Source organism: Streptomyces sp. NPDC101490, assembly GCF_044767145.1.
Lineage (GTDB): Bacteria > Actinomycetota > Actinomycetes > Streptomycetales > Streptomycetaceae > Streptomyces.
The window spans coordinates 511745-536402 of record NZ_JBIWNI010000001.1 but is presented as its reverse complement, the minus strand read 5'-3'; the positions used below and the strand labels follow the sequence as shown (position 1 = coordinate 536402).

Genomic DNA, 24658 nt, shown 5'->3' with positions numbered 1-24658 from the left:
GCGCGGGGTCGTGGCGGGCCATCAGTTCCAGCGCCCCGGCGCCCCGCAGCAGGTCCGCGTGGACGTCTGTCCTCCACTCGATCTCGGCGCCGAACAGCAGTCGCACCAGCCGGACCAGCCGGAGCGTCCGTTCGCGGACGTCGTCCGGGGCGGGGCCGGGACCGCCGTGCAGTCCGGCCGTACGGGCGCGCTCGTCCAGTGCGGCGCCCCTCGGTTCGGGCAGGACCCGCTCCAGGCCGTACTCGCCGCCCCGTACGTCGTTGTCGACGGCGATGTACTCGCCCCGGGGGCCGAAGGTTCCGGCGAGCAGCTGGCGCCGGGCCGCGTACACCACGACGCCCTCGTCGTCGGCGTACCGCTGGGCCTCGTGATCGACGGCCAGGGGGTCGGGGATGTAGGGGGCGGGGCCGTAGGGACCGGTGAACGCGCTCCCCTCGGCCTGACCGCCGAAGCAGACGATCTTCACCAGGCGCTTCTTGCCCCGGGTGCTCGGGCGCCGCGCCAGGGCTCCGGAGGAGCGCGCTCCGCTGGTGGAGACGCTCTTCCCGCCGGTCAGGGTCCATCCGGACCGGCCCGGCAGTCCGTGCTTGGCCTCGAAGTACACGTCGGTGCCCGGCCCGTCCTCCCGCCAGGCCAGTTCGACCGGCGCGCTGAAGGTCCCGGTCGCGTGGTCGTAGTGCACGAGGTGGGTCGCCCTCGCGAGGGTCACCGCCATCACGGCCCTGCGGCGCAGTGTCGCAGGGGTCTCGGTCAGCGGTACGGAGATGTGCCCGGTGGAACGGTGGTCGCGGCCGATGACGGGCAGCGAGACCACCTGGTGCTCCCAGTCCTCGGCGCCCGGCGCGGGGGCGGGCGGCAGCGTGGGGTCGCTGAGCAGCCAGCCGCCGACGATGCCGAGCCCGGGTGACACGTCGAGACCGGTTCCCGTCCAGCCGGGCCTGCCCGGCAGCGGGCCGAGGGCGACGCCCCCGCTGGGGGACCAGACGTCCCGGCCGAGCGTGACGGCGGTGCCGCGCGGCAGGAGGGTGCTGCCGACCGCCGCGTACGAGGTGAGCATCAGGAGCCGTACGTCGGCGGGAAGTCCGTTCAACACCTCGTCGAGGCTGAGGAGTTCGACGACGATCTCCTTCGCCACCCGGCGCTCGAATCCGCCCGTCCCCCGGACGACGACGGTGCTGTCGTCCCCGTCGGCCACCAGCACGTAGGGGGTGGTCCCGCCTTTCCAGGGCGCGGGCGCGGGTGCCCCGAGGGCGAACGTGCCGTCCGGCTGCCGGACGCCGTCGTGAACGGTGTCCAGGTCGAGGGGCGCGGTCAGGGGCCGATCCGTCCAGTTGATGCCGCTCACCCCGTTCGGGGTGGTGAAGCGGACGCCCGGGCCCAGTGTGCCGCGCTGCTGGAGGAGGAGGGCGGCGAGCCGGGTGAGACGGGTGACGCCCCCCATGTTCGGATCCGCGACCACCCGGACCAGTTCGATGTGCTCGCGGGCGGCGACGGGCGCGTCCCGGTCCAGGCCGAACACGTACCGCGCGAGCGCGTCCAGGTCCAGCGGGCCGCCGCGCAGGGCGGGCACACCGGCACGCATCGCGTTGAGGCGCCGCAGCGCGTCCCGCGCGCCGGGCACCTCCCGCCGCCCGAACAGCGAGGTCATGATCGTGTCGTAGTGCGTCTCCGGGTCGTACGCGGAGGGGGGTGCGGCGGGGCCACCGGGAGCGGGGTGAGCGGCGTCGGCGAAGGTCGCCGGGGGGCCGGTCGCGGTGTCGGCGGACGAGGGCGCTTCGGCGTCCGCCGACACGCCTGCACCCGTGTCGGACCCCGCGTGCGCGTGCGTGCCCGCGTTCGGGTTCGGGTCCGGGTCCGCGTTCGGGTTCGGGTCCCGGTTCGTCACGGGGACGGTGAACACCTCTGAGGTGCGTGGGGTACGGGGTGTGCCCGTGCCCGCAGGCAGGACGAGGGGCGTCCCCTGGCCGAGCGGCGGGGCGGGCGACAGCGGGAGGCCGGGAGTATCCGCTTCCAGTGACCTGGACCTGGCCAGGGTTCCGCGCCGTACCGCCAGTGGGGCGAGGACCTCGCCCGCGTCCGCGAGCGGGGCGGGAGTGTCGTCCGCGTCCGCCAGCGCGGCGGAATCCTCATTCCCGCCCGTCAACAGGACGGACTCCTCATCCTCGCTCAGCGGCGCGACAGAAGACACCTCGGCGTCCACCCGTAGGGCAGCGGCCTCGTCCGTCCGTACGGCAGCGGCCTCGTCCGCGTCCGCGTCCGGCCGGGATGCGGAAGTCATGGCCGTGGCCACGGACGGGAGCAGGGCCGTATTCCGGTCCGCGTCCGCCCGCTGCCGGGCGATCCGCCGCTCGGCGGCCGGGGGGAGCGTGGCCGATGCCGTCACGGTCACGGCCGGTGCCGTCACGGTCGGGGCGGTCGGGGTCGGGGGGAGCGTGGCCGGTGCCGTCGCGGTCGGGGTGGGGGCCGCGAACGGGTCCGGCCCGGTCCACCGGGGGCGCAGTCCCCGCTCCTGCCGCAGCGCGTCGGCCAGTCGCACGGCCGCGTGGGTGTCGTGACCGCCGGGGAGCAGCAGCGCGGCGACCTCGCGGACCGCCGCACGGAACTCCTCTGTGGCGTACCGGTGGTCACCAAGGGCGGTGTCCGGTCCCGTCGGCAGTACGAGGAAAGCGGCGAGGTCCCAGGCCCGTTCGGCCTCCGCCATGCCGACCGGGCGGATCGGCCGGGCGCCGTCCTGCGGAGCCGTACCGTCCTGTGCGGCCTCCGCGCCCGTTCCGGCGGCACCGCCCTGCGGTGCGCCCGCTTCCTGCCCGGCCGTGCGGTCCTGCGGCGCCCGAACGCCGGGGGGTGCCATGACTCCCCGCCGTGTCCCGTCGCCGTGCCGTGCCGTACCGCCCCGCCGTGTCCCGTCGTCCCTGCGGGACGTGCCCTGGCCTTCCGTGACGTCCGCCGCGAACGTCACGGACGCGGACCGCCACAGTCGTCGGGCCACCGTGGCCGCGACCGTCTCGATCCCCTCCGGTCCTGTGCCGGACCGGGACAGCAGCAGCCGTACCCGCGCCGACGAGGTCAGGCGGTGCGCCGGGAGGACACCGCCGCCCATCACGGCCTCCAGCTCCTGCCCCTGGTCCAGTTCGATGCGCGCGTCGCGCAACTCGGCCGTCGTGACGGTCGCGTCGGGTGCGAACCAGGGCACGTCCGAGGGCAGATCGACGTCCGTCACCAACCCCGCGAGCCACGACCGCCGGTCGCCGCCCAAGAGCGGCGCCGGGGACCCGGGGACCGCACGGGGTACGCGCGCCGCCAGCTCGGCGAGCGGAACACCCGAGGCGTACAACAGGGCCGTGGCCTCCTCCAGCCGCCGCACGGCGGCACCCGCGTCCGGCACGGCGTCCGGGCCGGGCTCCCCTTCCTGTCCGACCCTCGTGACCTGCTCCACGGCCCGGGTGTGCTCCTCCCAGGCGCGCGTGAGCGCCTCGGCGTCCCGGTCCCGTATGACCGCCCGGTCCTCGTCGGGGTCGCGCGCCACGGGAGCCGTCGATCCGGCGGGCGTGAGGAGCGGTGGCCGGACGGGACCGCGCCGGAACACCGACGCCGGAAGCCCCGGCCCGGCCGGCATCAGGCCCAGGGCGCTCGGAGCGCCGAATCGCGAACCGTAGGCGGAACTCCTGCACTCCCAGGTCTCGTTCCGCTGCTCGCCGAATCCACCGGATCGCTCCTCAGTGGTGGAGGAGACGTAGGAGATGGCCCCCGAGCGCGGTCCCTGTCCGGCCGCGCGACTGCTCCCCTCGCCCTCCTGGTCGATGTCCGGATCGACCGACACGGAGCCAGTCACCCCGCCGTCCTTCGCCGTCACGAGGTGGAGGTCGGCGCCCCGCTCCCACTCCCCCGGCGCGGTGGGCGGCCTGCCGGAGACCTCGGTGCCGCGAGAGGCCGTGGGACGGGCGACGGGAGATGTCCCCGCGGCGACCGCGCCCGGGGCGGGAGAAGTCGTGGCGGGGGCCGCCGGGGAGGCTGCGACAGCAGCAGGGGCGGCCGGATTCCCCACTCGACCGGCCGAAGGCTCCGCCCGGACGGTCTGAGGCTCCGCCCGAACCGTCTGAGGCTCCGCCCGGACGGCTCGGGGCGCGGCGACGGCCGGGGACGGCGCGCCCGCGACGAACCGGGGACGGGCGTCGCCGCCCTCGTAGTGCTCCGTCCCGCCCGACCCCGCTCCGGGCGCCATCGCGCTGCGGAACAGTTCGATCTCCCAGGCGGCGCCCTGCGGACCGATGCCCCGGAGCAGCCCCCGCTGTTCCGTCCGGCCGTCCGGGCGGTACCGGTACCAGGCGATGTCCGTCCGGACGCCGAGGGCGTGGGCCAGCAGGTGCGGGAAGACATCGCCGACGTCGGAGTTCCACCGGTTGCTCCAGTCCAGGACCGCGGACCGCAGGACGCCGAGTTCCGACCGGGTCAGCGGGGTGTGCCTGAGGACCAGGTCCCGCAGCTCACCCAGGAACTCCTGCTGCCCGCCGTACCCTTCGGGGTCCGGCACGGGCACTCCGAGGGCGGTCAGCCGGGTCATCAGTTCCGCCGTGCCCATGGTGGCGACGGCCGCGGCCGTTCCTCCGGGCACGGAGGCGCGGTACTGGACGACGATCTCCACGGGCAGCCGCCCCCCGCTCGACTCCAGGTACTCCGCGACGAAGTTCCGCAGGGCGTCCAGGACATGGAGGTCGTCCGGTCCCGACGTACCGGCGGCCAGGTCCGTACGGACCCCGTCGGTGTCGGAGAGCCAGGCGTGCGCGGACCGGTCGGCGGCGGAGCGGTTCCGCCGGTCGGGACCGAACAGGCGGTCCCGTACCAGCCTCGGAGCGCTCGCCACGAACGCGTGCGGCAGGCAGTCGCCGTCCCGCGCGACCGGCAGCGCCCGCCCCCGGGCCCAGCCCGGGGTGGTGATCACCGGGGCCGTCATGACCGGCGCTCCGGACGGCACCTCGGCGGGTTCCGGTGTCGGCGGGACGGACCGGGCGGTACGGTCGCCGGGCTCCGGCCGGAGGGGCGAGTCCGTGGGCGGCGCGGTCCTCGGCGCGGTGCTCGCGGCCCGGGGTGTTCCGGCCTCGCCCGTCGTCCCGGCCCTGGGCGCGGCGGGCGCCGTCGTTGCCGCCGTCGCCGTCTCGGCAGAGGTCGCCCCAGGCGCAGACCCGGGCGCCGTCCCGGCCGGAGCAGCCCCGCTCACCGTCGTACCGCTCGGGGTCGTACCGGTCACTGCCGTACGGGTCCCGCTCGGCACCCCCGGGGACTTCAGCGCCCCGGACGCCTCGGGCGTCCCGGACAGCCCAGCCCCCTCCCGCGTCACTCCCGGTCCCATCCGGCGCAGCCTCTTCGCGATCCGGTCCGCGCCGGTCGGACGGGCCGGGCGCTTGGCGCCCGTACGGACGCGGGCGCGCGGGCCGTCCGTGAACGGGCGGGAGGAACGGGCGGCGCCCGGTCGTACGGTGAGGAAGTCCGCGACGGTACGGGCGCGGCCGTGGCGGCCCGGGGCGAGTGCCACGGTGGTCCGGCCGTCGGTGTCGGTGAAGAACTCCGCCCTGCCGTACGCGGTGTGCGCCGCGACCCCGGTGGCGCGGACCACCGCGCCCAGGAGTGCCTCGACGGCCGGTGCGGCCGTGGCCCGGTCGGTGTCCGGAAGCAGCAGGACAATGTCGCTGTCGGGCGGGCGCTCCGGGTCGTCGCGCAGGAGTAGCGCGATGTCCTCCGCCGGGATCCGGCCGGACAGCAGCCCCTCGCCCAGCGGGCCGACGAGCCTCACCACCCAGGCGGGAGGGCCGTCGGGGCGGTGCCAGGGTGCCGTGTCGACGGCGTCAAAGTCGAACGCCCCGTCGGGCCCGTGCCCGACCAGTGTGACCTTGCCCGGGTCGAGGTCGAGGGCGCCGAGGGGCTGGTCGAGGTCGCGCCCGACCGATGTCCCGTCGCCGCGCCGGACGACCCGGTCCGGGGCGAGCGGGCCCCCGTTCGCCAGGTGGAAGGCGCCGAGCGCCGCGCTCCGGTCCAGCTCCAGCCCGACGGTCGCCGCCAGTTCCACCAGGCGTGCGAGGTCCGGGCGCCGGGCCGGGTCGGCGGCGGGCAGATGCAGGACGCGGGCGGCGAAGGCGTCCACGTCGTGGCCGACGTCCCGCACGGCCGTCACCCCGCGCCGGTCGAGGACGAACCCGGCGAGGACCGCCAGGCTCCGGGCGGTGGCCGACTCCGAAGCCCGCGCGGCGCCGAGGAGTTCGGCGCGGTGGTCCTCGGTCACGATCGCGTCGGGCGCGAGGAGCAGGACGTGCCGGGCGAGCCGGACGAGGTCCAGGGGGCCGTCCGCGAGTGCGGGTACGGCCTTCCGGAGGGCGTCGAGGTGTGCCAGGGCGTCCGGCGGGGACGTCCGCCCGGCGGCCGTGTCCTCCTCCGGGCCGGACGGGGGCCGGGAGTGCCGCTGCGGCCGCAGGAGCCGGTTGACGGGCGCGGTGCGGCCCTCCGGGCGCAGCAGGGGCTTGGGGACGCCCTTGCCGCCGGGCGGTCCGGCCGGTTCCACCACGGTCGCGGGCGGCAGCGGGGTCGGGGGCGGCGGGGTCGTGCGGGCGGTCCAGGGGCCGCGCGGGTTGCGCGGGGCGCGGGGCACGGCCGCGAGGAAGTCGCCGCCGCGCTCGTACAGGACGATGTCCCGGCTGCCGTCGGCGGACGCGGTGCCGAAGGTGGCGAGGGTGCCGTTCTCGTGCACGAACGTCACGTGCAGGCCCATGCCGTCCGCGACCAGAGCGGCGGCGAGCAGCGCCGTCTCCTTGTTCCAGCGGCGCCCGGCCCGCAGATGCGCGCGGATCAGCCCCTCGCGCACGGGCGCGGTCAGCGGTGGGAGGGACGCGGGCAGTCTGCCGCCCCCGCGCTCGAAGTCCCGGCGCGGCCCGTCCGCCAGGGGGCGCGTCAGCCCGGCGGCGTACAGCTCCTCCTCGGTGAAGACGGCCCGTGGGTCGAGCCGGGCCCCTGTCGGCAGCTGTGCGGTGTCCAGTACGCGGGCCAGTTCGGCGGCCACACCGGACACGGTCCGTCCTGCCGGGCCCGTGTCTGTGCCCGTGTCTGTGCCCGTGCCCGTGCTCGTATCTGTGCCTGTGCCTGTGCCCGGGAGCGCACGCGCGCTCAGTGCGAGGGCGACGGCGGCGTGGAACCCGTTTCCGCCACCGCTCCCGGGCTCCCTCAGATCGAGGACGAAACCGTCGGGGTCGGTCAGCGTGCGCGGATCGGACGCGGCGTCGAACCGGGGCCCGTCAGTGCCGTCCAGACCGTCCCAGGTCCAGGGGCGGGTGAGGTGGGCGGTCAGGAGGGAGTCGTCCACGGGGACGGGGGGCTTCGGCGCAGGCGGTGGGCCTTCGGCCACGGCGTCCGACCCGACGGCCCGGAAGTGCCGCTCGGCCAGGCGGAGGACGATGCGCGGGGCGGTGCCGGACAGGGGGGTGCCCGGATCGGGCGCGAAGTCCTGGTGGGTGCCGTCCTCTTGGACGATCCGCACCCCGATCCCGTACCGCCGGGCCGCGAGCGCGGGCAGCACGTCGGCGGCGGCGTGGTCCCAGCCGGTGTCGTCCGTCGCGTCGGCGTGGCGCCTCAACTGGGCGGCGGCGAGCGCCCGGCGCTGGGCGGGGCTCAGAGAGCGGTGACGGCGGTCGGGCATCGGGGCACCCGTCGAGTGCGGGACGACTCCGAGGGCGTCGAACTCCCGGCGCTGCGGGGTGTCGACGCCCAGATCGACGGCGGCGGCGTCCAGCTCGGCGGAGGTGAAGGTGTCCGTCTCGTCGGGCGTGAAGTGGTCCAGCAGTGTCGAGTCGAGCGGGAGTTCCGCCACCATGTCGGCGAACTCGCTTCGCAGGGCGGCTGGTTCGATCTCCGTGCCGTCGGTGGTGACCCGGGCGGCGGGCAGTACTTCCTGGAGCGCCCGGAAGAAGGAGTTCTCGGCGACGACGGCGCCCAGCCGATGCGTGGTTCCCTCCGGGGACCGCAGCGCGGGCGCTCCGTCGTCGAGGGCGGTGACGAGGGTGTAGCGGGGCGGATCGACGGGGGTCTCGGGAGTCCGGGACGTACGGTCGCCCGCGTCATCCTGGGGCGAGGCGTCAGTGCCTGCGGTGTCAGCGGTGACGGCAGCGACAGCGGAGACGGCGGCGACGCCGGAAGAATCCCCCTCGTCCCCCTCGTCCTCCTCGCTGATCGTGTCCAGTGCGCGCGGCGGCGCCGGTTCCGGCTCGGGCGGAGTGGGTTCGCTCAGGGTGGGCTCGGGCAGTCCGCCGCGGGTCGGGGCGGCGCCCTCGGCGCCGTTCGGCGGGTCCTCGGGCAGCCGGTACCAGTGGGTCAGCCGGTCGGTGCGGGCCCGGAGGTCGTGGAGGGTGTCCGCCGCCTCCTCGGCCTTCCGGCGCTGGGTCGCCACCTTCTCCAGCAGCTCCTCCAGGGCGAGTTGCGCCTTTCCGTGCGCCTGGGTGGCGGCCTCCGCCGCCTCGCGCGCGACCGCGACGGTCTCCAGGGCCGCCGCCGTGCGAAGGTCGAAGGCGCTCCGGGCCGCCGCCTCCGCCCGGTCCCGCTCCCCGCGCCGGACGGTGTCGACCTGGGTGTCCGCTTCGGCCACGGCGCGCCGGGCGGATTCGATCCGCGCCTCGTGAGCCTCCCGGTGCGGTGCCGGGGCGTCCTGCGCCAAGGGTGTGGCCTGGGCGTCCCGCAGGTCCCGCCGTGTCCGTGCGGCGAGGTCGACGGCGGACCTCAGCGTGCCGCCCACGGGTTCCGGAAGGTCGGCGGGGCCCTGTCCGGCCATGGCGCGGGCGGCGGCCGACGTCGTGTCGAACTCCGCGCGGGCGGCTGCTCGTTCGGCACTGGCGGCCCTCTCCGTGGACCGCAGCGCCCGGTCGGCCACGGCCGAGGCCACCCGGGCGGCCTCGGCCGTCGCGTGCAGATCGGGCAGGTCGCGGCGGAGTTCCCAGTACGCGGCGTCCTCGTCGGCCCAGGTCTTCGCCGCGTCCTTGACCCCGTCCCAGGCTTCGGCGACCTTCGGGGGGAAGGACTCGTCGGTGACGAGGCCGAGTTCGCGGGCCACGTCCTCTCGCACCCAGGCCAGGACGAAGGTGCGCGCCCGGACGGCCTGCGGGCCGGGATCGACGCCGCCGAAGGACCCGAGGACGTGCTCGCGGATCCACCGGCTCGACGACAGGTCCTTGAACTGCCGGTGGACCTCGGCGACGCTCAGCCAGTCCGTGGGGACGGCGAACGCGAAGACCCGGCCGGTGCTGGGCTTGACGTAGACCTGGCGGGCCACGTCGTCGGCGACGACGCGCCCGTCGCTGTCGGCGGTGTCGGCTCCGGTGCCGGTGGCCCCCGGGTTCGCCGCGCCGACGCTGTCGGACTTGAGGGCGGGGGCGGCGCCGATCGCGGTGTTGTGGTCACCGCCCTGGACGGCGGTCACGTTGTCGCTCTCGGTGATCCTGGTGGAGGACTCCATCCGGGCGCCGTCGGCCACCGCGAGGAGCACCGCGCCCGTCAGGTCGGGCCGGGCGAAGAGGCGGAGGGCGCCCTCCGAGTGGTCCGAGAGGGCGTTCTCGGCGAGGCCGCTGGTCTCGTACCCCGTACTGCCCACGGCCTGTTCGAAGAAGACGGTGAGCGCCCCCGGTCCGTGGGCGTCTTCGAGGACCTGTGCGGAGCCGGTGCCCTCGGCGGTCAGCGGGGTGATCCGGGCGGTGCGCAGTGCCCGGACCAGTGCCTCGCCGGTCTGCGGGCCCGAGACTCCGGCCAGCCGGTTGTCGTAGGCCCTGCCGAGGGCGAGGGTGCTCGCGGCCAGGACGTTCTCCGCGCCGATGATGTTGCGGACGTGGAATCCGCTGTCGGGCGGGGTGAACGGGCCGCGCGTCCCGTCGGGCAGGGTGACGGAGCGCCAGGCGTCGAGTCCGCCCGTGGGGCCGCCGGGGTGCAGCGGGCTGTCGGTCCCGGTGAGGACGTCGACGGCGAGCGGCGGGGTGTCGGGCTCCGGCGGGGCCGTGTGAACGGGGTGGCCGGGCGCGGTGGCCGGGTGCGTCAGGCTGAGCGGGACGATCTCTCGCTGGCTTCCGACGTCGCCGCTCTCCTCGATGCGGTGGGCCCCCCGGCCCCAGCCCTCGTCGCCGCGCGTGCGGCCCAGTTCCATGGTGATGCGGAGCCGGTAGCGGGTGGTGTACTCGGCGTGCGGCTCGCTGGTGTACGTGGTCCAGACGCGGCCCCGGGACCAGGTGTCGGTGGCGGAGATGGTCTGCCGGTTGGAGCCGGTCTCGGCCAGGGAGGGGCCCGCCATGGGCACATGGGGGTCGCCGGTGTGGATGCCCTCGGTGATCGCCGTTCCGGCGTCGCTGCCCCGGCCGGTGAGGAAGGTGTCGCTGAAGGTCTCGGTCGCCCAGCGGTGGTCCTCCAGTTCGGTGCGCGGCCAGAGCCGTACGAACTCCGGTTCGCCCACGGGTTCGAGCTGGACGCGCACGCGGATGTCCCGTCCGCCGAGCCGGACACGTTTCCAGGCGAAGGCGCTGATCCGGGCCGTGACCGACGAGCCCGTGCCGGACATCTCGCGGCGCAGCGCGCGGGTGACGCGGGCCGAGGTCAGCCGGCGGATCGCCTCCCGGCTGTCCTCGTCGAGGCCGAGCGCGTCGAGGTGCCGTTCGAAGTCCTCCACGACGGGGCCGGTGTCGAGGGAGTTCACCGGGTACGTGGCGAAGGGGGCGGTACGGAACCAGTGGGGCTGGCGCCAGGGGCGGCGGTCGTAGAGGGGGCCGCCGCCCAGGCCGTCGCCCGCGATCAGGCGGAGCTGGTGGGCGATGCGCTCGGGGAGGTGTCCCAGCCAGCCGCCCCGGACGACCTGGCGCTCACCGGCCCAGTCGTGCAGCCTGCGGACCACCTTGCCGAGGGGGGAGAGCAGGCCGGAGGAGCGGGTCTCGGCGGCCACCTCGTGCTCGGCGTCGCCGACGGCCAGCACCTGGTGGCCCTGGTCGACCCGGTTGATGTCGGAGGTGACGGTACGGACGACGGTGCCGCCGGTGCCCCGGCTGCGCCACCACGGCTGCCAGGTCGCCCCGTAGCCGCCGGTGACTCCGGCGCCGACGCGGTGGGAGTGGCCGTAGACGACGGTGAGTCCGGCATGCTGGACGAAGGTCCTGCTCTGTCCTCCGGAGGCCTTGGTGGAGCCGCCGAGGGTCAGTTCGGTCTCCATCGGCTGGGGCCGGGTCAGGGCCCTCAGCTCGGTGACCCGCATCCGGTGGACGACGGTGGCCAGCCAGTCGAGGTAGGGCCCCTTGCCGAAGAGCCCGGTGGTGCGCGACCCGGTGGCGGAGGCGTTCTGGTCGGCGTTGGCGGTGAGGAACTGCGGCTGTTCCGGGCGGACGGCGGCGTCGTGCGCGGGGGCGCCCTCGCGGGTCAGCTGCCACCTTCCGTGGGAGGCGCGTTCCAGGGCCCGGTCCACGATGCCCCGTTCGTCGCGGGGCTGTTTCGGGGCGAGTACGGACAGCGTCTGGTGGGGCAGTCCGTCGAGCGGCCCGGGGTCGCGGCCGTCCTCGGGGGACGCGTCGAGCAGCCGCCGGGCGTCGTGGCGGCTCATCGGGGTGCGGCGGACGGGGTCCGGGTCCAGATAGGGGTTGTCGGCGCCGGGAGCGTGCGGGTCGGTGTCCGGGCAGTGGTCGGCGGGGACGCTGAGCAGCACCCGGCCCCGGACGGCCGGGACGTCGGCGTCGCCGCCGATGATGTCGCCACGGCCCTTGGGGCCCCGGACGAAGAAGTGGGTGCCGAGGAGGCCGAAGCTGACGAGACCGCGCAGGAGGCTGCGCGGCCGCCAGTAGCCGCCGGTGCTCACGGTGAGGGACAGGTCGTACGTGTAGAGGTGGCCGGGCCGGGTGCTGATCGCCATCGGGTCGAAGGTGGCGACGGAGCCGTATCCGGATTCGTCGCGGGTCTGCCATCCGGCGGTGTATCCGGCCTGGCCGGTGAGGGCGTGCGCGGCGAAGCCGATGTCGTCGGTGGCGGTGTCCCGCAGTGCGGCGACGCCGACGATCCCCGCTTCGGCGCCCTGGACGGCGTGCCGGGTCTCGTCGAGCTGGGTGGCGCCGGGGGCGCTGTGGCGCAGGATGGTGTCGGTGGGCGACACGTGGGCGCGGCCGGTGAGTTCGGCGTCGAGCCAGATGTAGTAGTGGCCCCGAGTGAAGCGGCCGGGGTCGATCAGGCCGATGCGCAGGCCGGTGCGGCTCATCGCCTCCAGGTTCCCGGCCATGCTGTGGTGCGAGAGGGCGTGGACGACGGTCAGGGTGTTGTGCAGGACCATCTGGTAGTGGCCGTGGTTGCGCCACCGCTTGTCGTCGGGGTCGCCGAGCTCGTCCAGGCGGGCGACCATCGTGGGGTAGCGGGTGGCGACGGCCGTCAGGACCTGGCGGGTGAAGGAGTCGAGCCGGTTGCGTTCGGCGAAGGTGACCTTCGGACTGTCCTCGGCGGAGGCGGTGGTCCGCTCCGGCGCGGGCAGGTCCTCGCGGTCGGTGCTCTCGGCGAACCTGTGGGTGTAGCGGCCGTCGGCGTGGAGGAACTGCACGGGCCGGGACATGCCGAGGGTCGGCGGGTGGTCGGCGAGGAGGTAGGCCGGGGCGAAGGGTTCGGTGCTCCCGGGGACGTTGTCGTCCGCCATCCCGGCCAGGCGGCGCGCCTCGGTGCGCGTCATCCGGTCCAGGCTCCAGGTGGTGAAGGGCGTCGGCCGGGCGTCGCCGGTCTTGCGGACCCAGACGGTCTTCTCGACCCGGTACAGGTCGGTGGTGACGTTCTTGGCCCTGCCGACGGAGCGGACCGCCCCCGAGCCGCCGGTCATCGCCGAGCGGCCCCGGACGTGCCCGACGCGCCCGCTGAAGCCGAGCTGGAGCCGGGGCCTGACCTGCGCCATCCAGCCGGAGATGAATCCGAAGGACGGCAGGGTGAAGGTGGGGCCGACGAAGAGGGCGAAGTCCTTGGAGTGCGCCTTGGTCTGCTTGCGGGTGTTCTGGAGCGTCAGGAAGGCGGACTCCCGCAGTTCCGCCTTGTCGGTCTCCGAGGCCAGTACGGCCCGGCCGGGGACGATCCGTTCGACGACGAAGGCGCCGAGCGGGGTGTTCTTCCGGTCGTCCGCGAACAGCGGCCTGCCCGGCACGGAGGACTTGGCGAGCCGCCCGGAGATCTGGTGGAAGTTCCCTGAGGAGAAGAAGCGGTCCAGTTCGCGGTGGGCGGAGGAGCCGGGTACGGCTCCGATCCGGGCGACCGCCCAGTCCCGGACGGCGGCGACGGGGCCGAAGTCCTCGGTGACGACGAGCCGGTAGTCGGAGCGGGGGCCGAGGTCGAGGGTCCGGGGGGTGCGGCCGGGGGCGGCCCGCCGGGTCACGGCCTCCGGCAGCCGGGCCAGCAGTCCGTGGCGCACGCCGAACGCGAACTCCACGTCCGGGACGGCCTCCCGGGCGGGCCGGGCGCGCCACCGGGTGCCGAGGGTCCCGGTCCTGGCGGGGCGGGGCGGCTCGACGTCGGTGACGCGGATCTCGACGTGGGCGTCGTCGAGGTGCGGGTGGGAGGTGTCGTGCCCCCGGGTCTCCCCCACGTTGAGGACGCGGTCCTGGGTGGAGTAGGTGACCTCGCGGACCAGGCCGACGCGCAGCCCCGCCCGGCCCCAGAGGGAGACGGGTCCCGGCTGCGGGCCGAGGGGCGCGGTGGGGGCGAACAGGCGGGTCTGGCCGATCGTCTTGGACGCGCCGACGGTGGCCTGGGACCGGTAGTTGTTGTCGACCTTGGTCGGTGCGGCGCCGTCGGTGAACCTGGTCCACTCGCCGTGGTTGCGGACCGTGACGCGTATCTTGCGCGGTCGCCCCGACGCGGTGCGATAGACGAACTCGCGGCCGTCCCCGGCGAAGGTCCGGGGGTGCTCCTGCATGGCCCGCCCGATGCGGGAGAGAACGGATTCGGCCGGGGCGCCGCGTGCCCGTCGGCGCCGGGCGGGCGCCTCCGCCGGGGTGGTCCCGGGGCCGTGGGCGGTCAGTCCGGTGCCGATGTGCTCCATGATCTGCTCGATGCCGCGCAGCCGTACGTCGCTCTGTCCGAAGGCCATCGGCAGGGGGTCGCCGGAGGTGTCGCCGGGGAACGCGAGGAAGCCGTCGACGTAGCCGGGCAGCCGGCTGTCGTCGGTGAACACGCTGGGCCGGTGCACCCGTGGCGGCGGCGGCATCCCGGCGTCCACGCGGGCGGGACGCCGTACGTCGAGTTCCTCGTCGATCCGTGCTCCGGCGGGGCGCGGCCGGGGCGGGCGGCCCGGGGCCGGGGTGTCGCCGGACGAAACGGGCGGCGCGGGCGGCTCGGGCGGCTCGGGCGGCTCGGGCGGCGGGCCGGTGACGGCAGCGGTCTCCGGCGCGGGCGGGGACACGTCGGGGAGCGACGGGCGGCCACCGGGGGCCGGGGGCTCGGGCGCTGGCGCTGGTGGCGCGGTGGTGACCCGTACGGCAGGAGTCTCGGCATCGGTCCCCGCAAGCGCGGCGGTGGCCTGTACGGCGGGTACGTCGATGTCGGCCTGCGCAGGCGCGGTGGAGGCTCGTACGGCGGGCGCCTCGGCGTCGCTCGCCAGGGGTGCCGTGGGTGTGAGCCCCCGTGCGGGTGCTTCGGCCTCAGCGGGCGCGGTGGTGGCCCGTGCCGTGGAGGGGTCGGTCTTCGGGGCTGCCGGGGTGGTGGCGCGTGACGCGGGTGCGTCGGCGTCGATCGGCGGGGGCGGTGCGGACGCGGGCGCGCTGAGGTCGTCCAGCGCGCGGGCGGTGGACAGGCGCAGGGCGGAGGCCGTGGGGACCTCCCCGGTGAAGGGTGAAGGGTGCAGTGCGAACACCGTGCGTCCCATCGTGCCGTCGGTGTGTTCCCCGACGGGGAACGCGGTGGAGTACACGCCCCGGCCGAGGCGCTGGGCCAGGGCCTGGGCCAGGCCGGGGGCGAAGCGGTCGAGTTCGGAGACGGCGAGGAGGACGGGCACCCGCTCGTCGTGGGCGAGGAGTTCCGGGTCGACGGCGAGGAGTTCGACGAACTCGGCGACCGGTGTCCGCCGGGTCGTCCCGCCGTACGTGACGAGGATCCGGCCCGGGTCGGTGCGGTCGGGCGCGGCACGCACCACGTAGGGCGTCGGCCGGTCCCGTCCCCCGGCGGTGCGGCCGTGCCAGGGCGCGTCCACGGTGCCGCCGGGGGTGTGGACCTTCGACGGGTCGGGTGCGGCGGCGCCCGTGGGGCCCAGCAGGTCGCGTCCGCCCGCCGGTCGGCCGTCCGTGGCGGGCGGCACGGCCGTGGCGTCGGAGACGGCCCCGTCGTTCTCCAGGTGGCGGGCGGCCACCGCGTCGGCGACGGCCCCGTCACGGCCGACGGCGTAGGCGTGGGCGGTGAGGGTCCGTGCCTCCTCCCGGCGGGCGTCGTCCACGGCGGACGGGTCCAGGTGCAGCACGCGCGCGGTGTACGCGTCGAGCCCGGGGCCGAGGGCGTCCAGCGTCTCGTGTGCCTTGACCCGGGCCCAGAACATCCATGACCGCTCGTCCTCGCCGACCCGGTCCGGCGCGGCGAGCCGGAGGACGTCCGCGATCTCCTCGGCCGCCTCCGCGCCGTCCAGCCAGGCGGCGGCCCGGTCCAGGGCGGGCGGAAGCGCCGCGAACGCGCGCAGTGTCGTCCCCTCGGGCGCGTCGGCCGCCGCCAGGAGCACGGCACGGTGGTCGGCCGGGCCCGGCTCCACGGGTCCCGTGCCGAGCCGCGCGGTGACGACCCGCCGGAAGAAGTCCAGGGTGAACGGGCCCGCCGCCCCGAACCGGGGGTCCTCCCGCCACATCCGTTCCAGCGCTCCGGCCCCGCGCAGGAGTTCCGCGTAGCCGGGGTCCCGGGCGACGCGGACGCCGTCGTCGGTCTCGTTGCCGAGGGTCCGTCGCAGCGCGCGCACCAGGTCCAGGGTCCGCAGCCGCCCGTCGGACCCGTGCAGCCCGAGGACGTCGGCCCGGTGGCCGAGCTCCTCGGCGTCGGGTTCGGGGAAGAACTCGGCGTAGGTGCCCCAGAGCCCCTGGGGGGTCGTCACCAGGGCGCGGACGTAGGTGCCGTCCCGCTTGGCCACCCCGGAGCGGACGGTGGCGGCGCTCACCTTGTGGCGCATCACGTTGGCGTAGTGCTGGCCCTGGGGGACGTCCCTGAGTCCGTTGGGCACGAAGGAGTTCCGCCCGTGGGCGGGCCTGCTCGGCAGGGCGCGGTCCCGGGCGGAGCCCGACAGACAGGTCACGAGGCCGAGCCAGTCGTCCTCGGTGCGCAGGAGCGCGCCGAAGCTCCTGCGCCTCCTGAGCCACCTGGCGCCCTCGTCGCCGCGTACGGTGCGGGACTCTCCGCCGAGGGTGGCGAAGGTGGTCGAGTCCAGCCCGCCGTGGGCCGCGAAGAAGGCCTTGAGCTGCCCCCGGACGGCCGGTCCCAGGGGGAACGCCCGGGAGTAGGTACCGGCGGCGAAGTTGTGGTGCAGATAGGTCGTCGCCCGGTCGAGGTGGCGGTACGCGGTCTCCCGTACGGCCATCTCGTGGGGCGGGAAGGAGGCGCGGCCGATCTGCCGGGCCGTCCCCTCGCTGCCCAGCGGGAAGGAGAGCACCTGGTCGTACCACTCCTCCGCCGTGTCCGCCGAGGACTCGGAGTCCGCGTCGGAGCCGGTGTCGGGGAGCAGTCCTGGCGGTACGGGGAACCAGTCGCCGACCGGGCGGCCGGGCTCGCGGAACGCGGCGAGGGCCAGTTGGTCGCCGTCGAAGCCGATGACGAGGCGCAGGTCACCGCTGTGCGCCCAGACGGTGCGGCCGGTCCGATCGGCCAGCAGCCGCGCCAGGTACTGGTCGGCGGCGCCCGCGTACGGGACGGCCAGCACGATGGGCGCGTCCGGCGGGAGCGCGGCGAACTCCGGGTCGTCCAGGACGCGCCGGACGAGCCGCTCCGCGTCGACCTCCCGTGTCGTGCCGTCCGCCCAGGGGACGGCCGTCAGGCCGCCCCGCGTCCCGGCGGCGAGCAGATACGGTGCCGGGCCCCCGGCCCAGCCGGGCGTCCGCGAGTCATGGATCACCGGCGGTCGGCCGGGCCGCTCCTCCAGGACGCCGAAGGTGTCCGTGTAGAGGGGCCCGGGGGTGAGCCCCGTCCAGTTGAGTCCGGGGGCCGGGGTTCCGTCGGCCGTGGTGAAGCGGTGGTCGCCGTAGACGGCCGCCTGCTTCTCCCGGCAGTACGCGGCCAGCTCCGCCAGGGTGCCCGCCCGGCCGTCCCGGATCGCCAGGCCGGTCATCGTGTACAGGTCCGTGGCCCGTGCCGCCGTCAGCCGTCCGGCGCCGAGCGGGCCCATCACCCGCCGGGCCACCCGCTCCGGGCGGAACGGGCCGGGCTTCGCGCCGGACTCGGCCCGTGCGAGTTCCTCCAGGCGGAGCACCGCCGCCGCGTGCGCGGAGGTGGTGATGCGGACGGTCACCGCCGTGGCGGCCCGGTCGCCCGCCGTACCGGCGGGTGTGGTGAGGCCGAAGTCGTCGGCGGTCAGGTCGGTGCCGTCCGGGCCGGACGCGGCCAGCGCCTGGTGGAGACGGCGCCGGAACACGTCCGCCACGGCGTCGGCCCGCCGTCCGTCCGGTCCGCCGCCGCTCAGGACGACCTCGGGCGGCGGCAGCCCGGCGCGGCGGTGCCGCAGGCCGGTCTCGGCGGTACGGACCGCCAGCCGTTCGACGGCCGTCACGGCGTCCGGGGACATGGTCGTGGAGTCGTCCTCGAACGGCACCTCGGTGGACCGGGGCAGCACCGGGGGCGGGAACGACGGGGCGGCGGGGGACGCCGGGACGGTCGGGGCGGGGCCGGGCGCGGCGGCCCGGTCGCCGACCGGTGCGACACGCACCTGGTCCGCGTCGAGCCGGGCGGCGAGTTCCGTGATGCCGTCCGGGGACAACGGTGTGGGGCGCGGGCCGAGCGGGGCCGGGACGGCGGTGCCGGGGGCGCCCCCGGGAGCACTGGCGGCGGCCTCCGGTGTCTCCGGCACTCGGGCGACGGCCGTGGTGTCTCCGGGGCCGGACCCGCCCGCGCGGGTCTCCGGCAGCGGGCGTACGGCCGGGGCCGAGGGCGTTCGGAGGAGGGCCGTCGCGCCCGGCGCGGTGGCCGACCGGTCGTTGCCGACCCGGCCCCGGACGGTCAGGGAGATGGCGTCGGCGGTTGTCCGGTCCTGCGGGGCCGTGTCCCTCTGCAGGACGGACAGTTCCTCTTCCAGCCGGGCCAGGAACCAGTCGCGTGCCGCTTCGGCGCGGACCTGGCCGGTCCGCCGGGCCCGTACCGCGGGCCCGTCCCCGTACCCGGTGAACACGACCTCCGGCAGGGGCCGCCCCGCGTGCCGGGCGTCCAGCGCGGCCAGCGCCGTCCGGGCCGCCAGCGCGCCGAGGTCCGCCTCGGCGCCCTCCGTCAGGCCGCCGGTCCCCGGCCTGAAGCGGAGGCCGGTCGTCCGGGGTGCGGGGCGGTTCGCGTCCCCCGGTCCCTGGGCGGGAGCGGCGTGCGCCACTCCCCTGCCCGTACCGCTCCGGCTCCCCCGCCACGAGCGGAGCATCCGCGCCAGCGTGGCCTCGGTGACGACCGGGTCGAGGCCGCGCGGCCCGGCGTAGGCCGCGAGGGTCCGTTCGAGGTCGCCCTGGGTCAGGGCGGAGCCCCGGGCCCGCTCCCAGGCGCCGAAGCCCTCGATGAGTTCCTGGAACTCCGCCGCCCGGGCCGGGTCGGTGTCGATGCCCGGGCCGTGGGTCTCGCGCAGGACCCACACCCATCGCTGGACCCGCTCGGACCGGTCGTCCGCGTCCGCCGGCAGACCCGCCGCGTCGGCCCAGGAGTTCAGGCGCTCCCACGCCGGGTCGGGGCGGAACTCGACGACCCGGTACACCGGGTGGTCCGGGTCGTCGAACTTCACCAGGCGCGGCGGCATGCCCTCGTCCGCCGGGTGCACCGAGACCTCCGCGTCCAGCGCGAACACGGTCCGGCCGGTGCGGTTCGCCAGCACCTGCCCCGCGACGGCCCGTTCCAGCCGGTCGCGGCCCGGCTGGGGCATCGCGATCTCGCACCACACCACCCACACCGGGACGTCCGGGGGCAGCGACCGCAGATAGGGGTCCCGGGCGAGGAGGCGGCCGATCTCGTCCGGGGGCACGACCTCGTTCGTCCCCAGGCTCCGTACCGGCAGGACGGCACGCCCGTGGCTGCCGTGCCCGACCGCGACATAGGCGCCGGAGAGGGACCTGGGCAGGGGAAGCGGTCCGCTCTCCCGCGCGGGCCGCACTCCTTCGACCCCGTCGTCGCGGTCCGTGTAGTGCGCGGCCTCCGACAGCTGCAGGAGACCGTCCTCCAGGAGCGCCGCGTGGTCGGGCTGGAGGAAGACCCGGATGGGCAGCGACTGCCCGTCGGCCGCGGGGATCATGTACGACTGGATGTCGTCGTCCGTGAACTCCCGCCCGTCCACGGCCCTCACCCGGCCCGGAGGACCCAGGTCGGGGCGGCCCGGATCGTTGGGGAGCCAGGCGCCGACCGGTATCCGGCCAGGGGCGTCGTTCGCCAGGACGAGCATCCACCGCTCGCCGTCCGCGTCGACGGGCTGGAGCCGTACGTCCCCGCCGGTGGACCAGACGCGTGTCCCGAGCCGGTCCGCGACCAGGCGCTCGAACGCCGTCGTGCCCACGCCGGTGGCGCCCCGCACCTCCAGGAGCACCGGAGCGCCGGGCGGCCGGGCGGGGTCGTGCGCCAGGAGCTCCGCGAACTCCTCGTCATCGACCCGGGCCGCGTTCCCCCGGCCGTCGCGTACGAGGAACAGGCCGTCCGGGCCCGTCTCCGCGAGGACCACGTGGACCGGGCCGCCGCCCCACGGGGCGGGAGCGACGTCCCAGCCGCCGTCGGCCGTCCGCCGGGCGGTGGTGTCGACGCGCAGCCCCCTGACGGGGTGTTCCAGCCAGTTCCGTCCGATGCCCGCACCGTCGGACCCGGTCAGCACCGTCGTCTCGCCGAGCGTGCCCCCGCGCTCCAGCCCGTAGGCGCCGATCGCGGCCAGGCTCCCGGCCCGCGAGCGGCGGGCCGCGCTCGCCGCCAGCGACAGGAACCGGAACACCGTCCGGGCGTCGGCCGGGACGTCGTCGGGCAGGTGGAGCCCCCGCCGGGTGATCCCCACCAGGTCCAGCGCTCCGGTCCCGAACCGCGCGTCCGTGGCACGTGCCGCGTCCACCAGGGCCAGCGAGTTGACCATCTGGGGAAAGCTCGGGTCCGCGGCCGCGCCCGGCCCGAAGACACCCCGGAGGACGCTCCCCAGGTACTCCTGGTACTCCAGGTGGTCGTACGGACCGGCGGGCGGAGGGGGCAGGGCGAAGGCACCCCCCGGTGTCGTACGGGGCTTCGGGGCGGCGGGCGGCGGGACCGGCACCGGGGTGACGGCGGGCGCCGGGTCCTCCTCGGACTCCGGGACCGGGTCGTGGGCGCGGATCCGGTGGATGCCCTCGGCCCGGTCCCAGAAGGCCCGGAGCCCGTCGAAGACCCAGTTCTCCTTGCGCGGCCCGGCGAGCTGGTTCACCGGCCGGGCCTTCTTGTCCGGCTCGGGCCCGTAGAGCCGCTCCAGGAGGGGCAACAGCGTCTTCTCGTGCTGTCTCACCCAGGCGGAGCCGTTGTTGCGGCGCTGCCCGGTGTACCAGTCCCGGCCGGCGTTGGTGCCGAGGTAGGTGTTGGTGAGCTGGGCGAAGTACTCGTACGCGTCGAGGGAGGAGTAGTTGGGCCGCGTGCGCCTGCCCGAGGGGTCGTACAGCGGGCCGTCCGGCCAGGCCGCCTTCCTCCCCTGACGCGCCTTGGCCTGGTACGCGGCGAGGACGAGCCGCTTCTCCTCGGCGCCCAGCCCGTACTCGTGCAGGGTGTGGGCGAACTCGTGGGTCGTCGTGGAGTAGCCCTGCGCGTAGGCGCGTCGGACGGTCCGCACGGACGTGACCTCGCCGAGCAGGTTCTCCTCGGTCAGTCCCGCCGTGAGCCTCCCGGAGCCGCGCACCTCCTCCCAGCGGCGTCCGTCGGGCGTCCGGGTTCCCGCCAGGTCGTCGAAGTCGGCCAGCGTGGTCATCGCCTCGCCCTTCGGGACGACGGTCACGCGCGCGCCCGCCCGCAGGAGCTTCACCGCCGTGTCGGGGTCGCGCAGCATCCGTGCGACGAGCGGCACCACCTCGCGCCGCGCGGACAGGGGCTGGTCCACCCCGCGCGGGACCTCCAGCATCAACCGGACGACCGTCTCGGAGAATTCCTCCGGGTCGAGCTCCCGCCGGAGCGTGTCCACCAGGCCGGTGTCGGACGCCAGGGCCTCGCGGTCCCCGGACGACAGCAGCGACAGCTCCCAGGCCCGCTCGTCGGGGGTCAGGTACGGCAGCCGGGCTGCCAGCTCGACGACCGCCGGGGAGCCGGGTACGGGCCCGGCCGCCGCCCGGGCCTCGGAAGGGTTCCCGGTGGCCGGGGTGACCGCCTCGGTGCCGGGGGCGGCCGGGGCCGGGCCCGCCGGGAGGTTGCCGGAGGCGGTGACGGGCGGGGTCGCGGGGCCGGGGAGGGAGACGTCGGTGGCCGGGGCCGGGGGCTCGCTGGACGTCGTGATGGCGGGGGCCGGAGGGTCGGTGGTGGCGGGCTTGGCGGCCGGGCCCGGGAGGCCGGAGGACATGGCCGTCGGCGCCGGGGGCTCGCTGGACGTCGTGACGGCGGGGAGCGGAGGGCCGGTGGGGGCCGGAGGGCCGGTGGGGGCCGGAGAGTCGGCCGGGACCGGAAGGTCGGTGGGGGCCGGAGAGTCGGCCGGGACCGGAAGGTCGGTGCCGGTGGTCGTCGTGGCCGTGACCGGGAGGCCGGAGGCCGTGACCGTCGCGTCCGGAAGTTCGCCCGATGTCGTCACGGCAGGGACCGGGGCGACCGGCGTTCCCACGGCCGTGGCGGCCCGGACCGGGGCGGTCGGGATGACGGGCCCGAGCGCCGGGGAAGCGCGGAGCGCGTCGGCGAGCGTGACGCCCGAGGGCGCGTCCGGACCGTGTGCGAGGAGGTGCTCGGCGACCTGCCGAACGGCGTCCCGGTGGGCGGAGTCGGCGTACCGGAAGTCCGCGAGGGTGGACCCCGGGGACGGAGCCACGACCAGGGCGAGGGCCTTCTCCCAAGCCCGGTCCGCGTCGGCGGGGCTCGGCCGCGCCCCGGTGGGCGAGGGTGTCGCGCCCGGGGCTGTGGCTCCGGGTGCCGGGGACCGGGGTGCGGCACCGGTGGCCGGGGACTGGGCGGCGGGGCCTGGCGCCGGGGACTGCTGTGGGGCCGTCACCTGACCCGCGCCCCCGGGCGTCACCGCGTCCCTGAAGTCCGTACGGGCCGCGTCCCACATCCGCAGCGAGGCGTGGGCCGCCACGGTGTCGAGCACGGCGGGCCAGGGCTCCGGCTGCCGTGCCATCAGCAGGCGTGCCCGGTCGACCGGGTCCAGGGCGGACAGCGGTACGGGGCCGCCCGCCGGGTGGCGCTGCGGGTCCGGCGTGATGCCCGCGTCACGCAGGGCGTCCTCGCTGACGACGGCGTCCGGGCCGTACAGCCCGGTGAGGTCCTCGATCAGGGTGTCCGGCAGGTCCTCGGAGGTGATCTGCCGGGCGATCCACTCGCGCTGGGCCTCGTCGCGCTGGAGCTGGGCCGGGGTGTTCGGAGCCGGGGTGTTCGGGGCGGTGCCGTTCAGGGGCGAGGAGTCGGGGAGGACGGCCGGGAGCGGCTTGGGGATGCCGGAGGGGACGGACCCGGCGTCCGGCAGCGACCCCGTCGTGTCCCGTACGGATGCGCCCTCCTCGCCCGGGCCGAAGTCCAGGACCGATCCCGTGACCCCGACCGGCCCGAAGTCTCCGACCGAGCCGAAGTCCGAGACCGAGCCCGTGTCCCCCACCGAGCCGAAGTCCCGGAGCGACTCCGTGTCCGAGGTGTCGAAGACGCTCGGCGGCCGGCTGGAGGTGTCCGATCCGTCGTACGGGTCCGTGGTCGTGCCGCCCGTCGGCCCGGGGCCGCCCCGGGTGACGGGCGTCGGCGACACGGGAGCGGGAGCCGGGGCCGGTGCGGCGCCCGGCGGCGGTGCGACGGGGACGGGCGGCGGAGGGACGGGGCTGTGGCCCGCCGTAGGGACCGGCCGGACGGGCGCCGGGAGGGGCGCGGAGTCCGTCGGGCCGAGGTCCCGGCCGCCTGCGTCCGGATCGCCGGGCCCTGCGCCGAGGCGTTCGTCCAGGAGGCGGGCGGAGTTCTGCTGGTACCTCGTGAAGAGGTTCCCGTCGGGATAGAGCTTGAGGTGGGTGCCCTTGTACAGCTGCTCCAGCGGCTGGCCCATGAAGATCTGGGACACCCCGCTGAGACCGGCGCCGACGAGGGAGGTCCAGTCCCACTTGCCGAGGACGATCGCCGTGGCGATGGTCTCGCCGAAGCCCTCGGTGAGGAACGCGGCGGGCAGGTCGTAGGCGGCGTTGTTGGCGTTGTGCCGGGTGAAGGGGCTGTTGAACCGGATCTCGAACTTCCCGAACACGTCCTTCTTGAGGTTGTTCTTGAAGGTGTTCGACAGAATGTTCTTGATCTTGTACGCGAGGGCGCCGAAGTGGCCGATGAAGAACCCGGCCAGGCCGCCGACCGCCGCCGAGATCCCGACCTCCTTCCAGTTGATGCCGCCGGGCCTGAGCTCCGCCGGGTTGATGGTCATGGTGAGCAGCTGGGCGGCCAGGTTCTGGAGGGCCTCCTCGAACGCCTCGGACAGCGAGGGCAGGCTCTGGGTGTACCGCATGAGGCGGTCGACCACCATCAGGATCGCCAGCCTCGACCGCATCCGGGCGAGGATCATCTCCGAGACCGAGGCACCGCCGGTGAACACGGCGAGCGCTTCGAGGAGGGCCAGCTCGATGATCAGCCAGACGACTTCCAGGATGATCTCGAAGTGGGCCTGCTGGATCTGGACGGCCGCCCTGCCCCGGTCCTCGGTGAAGCCGTCGAGCTGGGCGATGAAGCGCTGGAGGACGTCACCGCCGTTGACGTGCACCAGTTGGGAGAGGGACTGCTCGTACGCCTCGGCCACGTTCGGCGGGAGGTACTGCTTGCCCATCTGGATGGATTCCAGGATGGACTGGCGGAGTTCCCGGAGCCCGGCGGCCAGGTCGGTGAAGGTGGCGCGGCTCTCCGCCGCCATGCCCGCCTTCGCCTGCACCGGCTTGGCGCCGAGCAGGACGAAGAGCATGTCGCCCACCGGCTCCGGGTACTCGATGTCGAACATTCAGCGCTTCCCGTGGCCGCCGTTGTCGCCGCCGTCGCCGTTCGAGCGGCCGTCGTGGATCCGCTCCTGGACGTCCCGCTGGACGTTCTGGATGCTGGTGAGGCTCTCCAGGACCGCCGACTGCAGTCCGGTCAGGACTCCCCCGATGCCTCCGAGCACACCTCTGACGGTCTCGTTCTGCTGGTTCTCCTGGAGCTTCAGCTGGCCGTGGAGGTCGTCGTCCTCGCCCTTCCACGGGTCGTAGTTCTGCACCGCGCCGTCGAACCGCGCGAGCAGCTTCTTCGGCGTCTCCGCCGTGTCCCCGATGGCGAGGATCGTCTGCTTCAGCCCGGTGGTGTCCGCCTGGTAGTCGCCGGTTCCGCTCAT

At 75.6% G+C, this 24658-nt stretch carries 2 protein-coding genes (1 of these 2 only partly in view); both read right to left on the bottom strand.

Annotated elements, in window-relative coordinates:
* Window positions 1-24292 carry the 5' portion of a lonely Cys domain-containing protein gene (locus ACIRQY_RS02120; RefSeq protein WP_403921731.1) on the bottom strand. It extends 2525 nt beyond the left edge of the window, so the window shows 24292 of its 26817 coding nt (coding positions 1-24292); its start codon is at window positions 24290-24292; its stop codon lies beyond the left edge, outside the window.
* Window positions 24293-24658 (bottom strand): hypothetical protein, encoded by a 366-nt coding sequence (locus tag ACIRQY_RS02115; RefSeq protein WP_403921729.1) that lies wholly within the window; start codon window positions 24656-24658, stop codon window positions 24293-24295.

Bases quoted from the DNA above. Each gene is read 5' to 3' on its own strand.
- ACIRQY_RS02115 (WP_403921729.1), bottom strand. From the start codon at position 24,658: ATGAGCGGAACCGGCGACTACCAGGCGGACACCACCGGGCTGAAGCAG.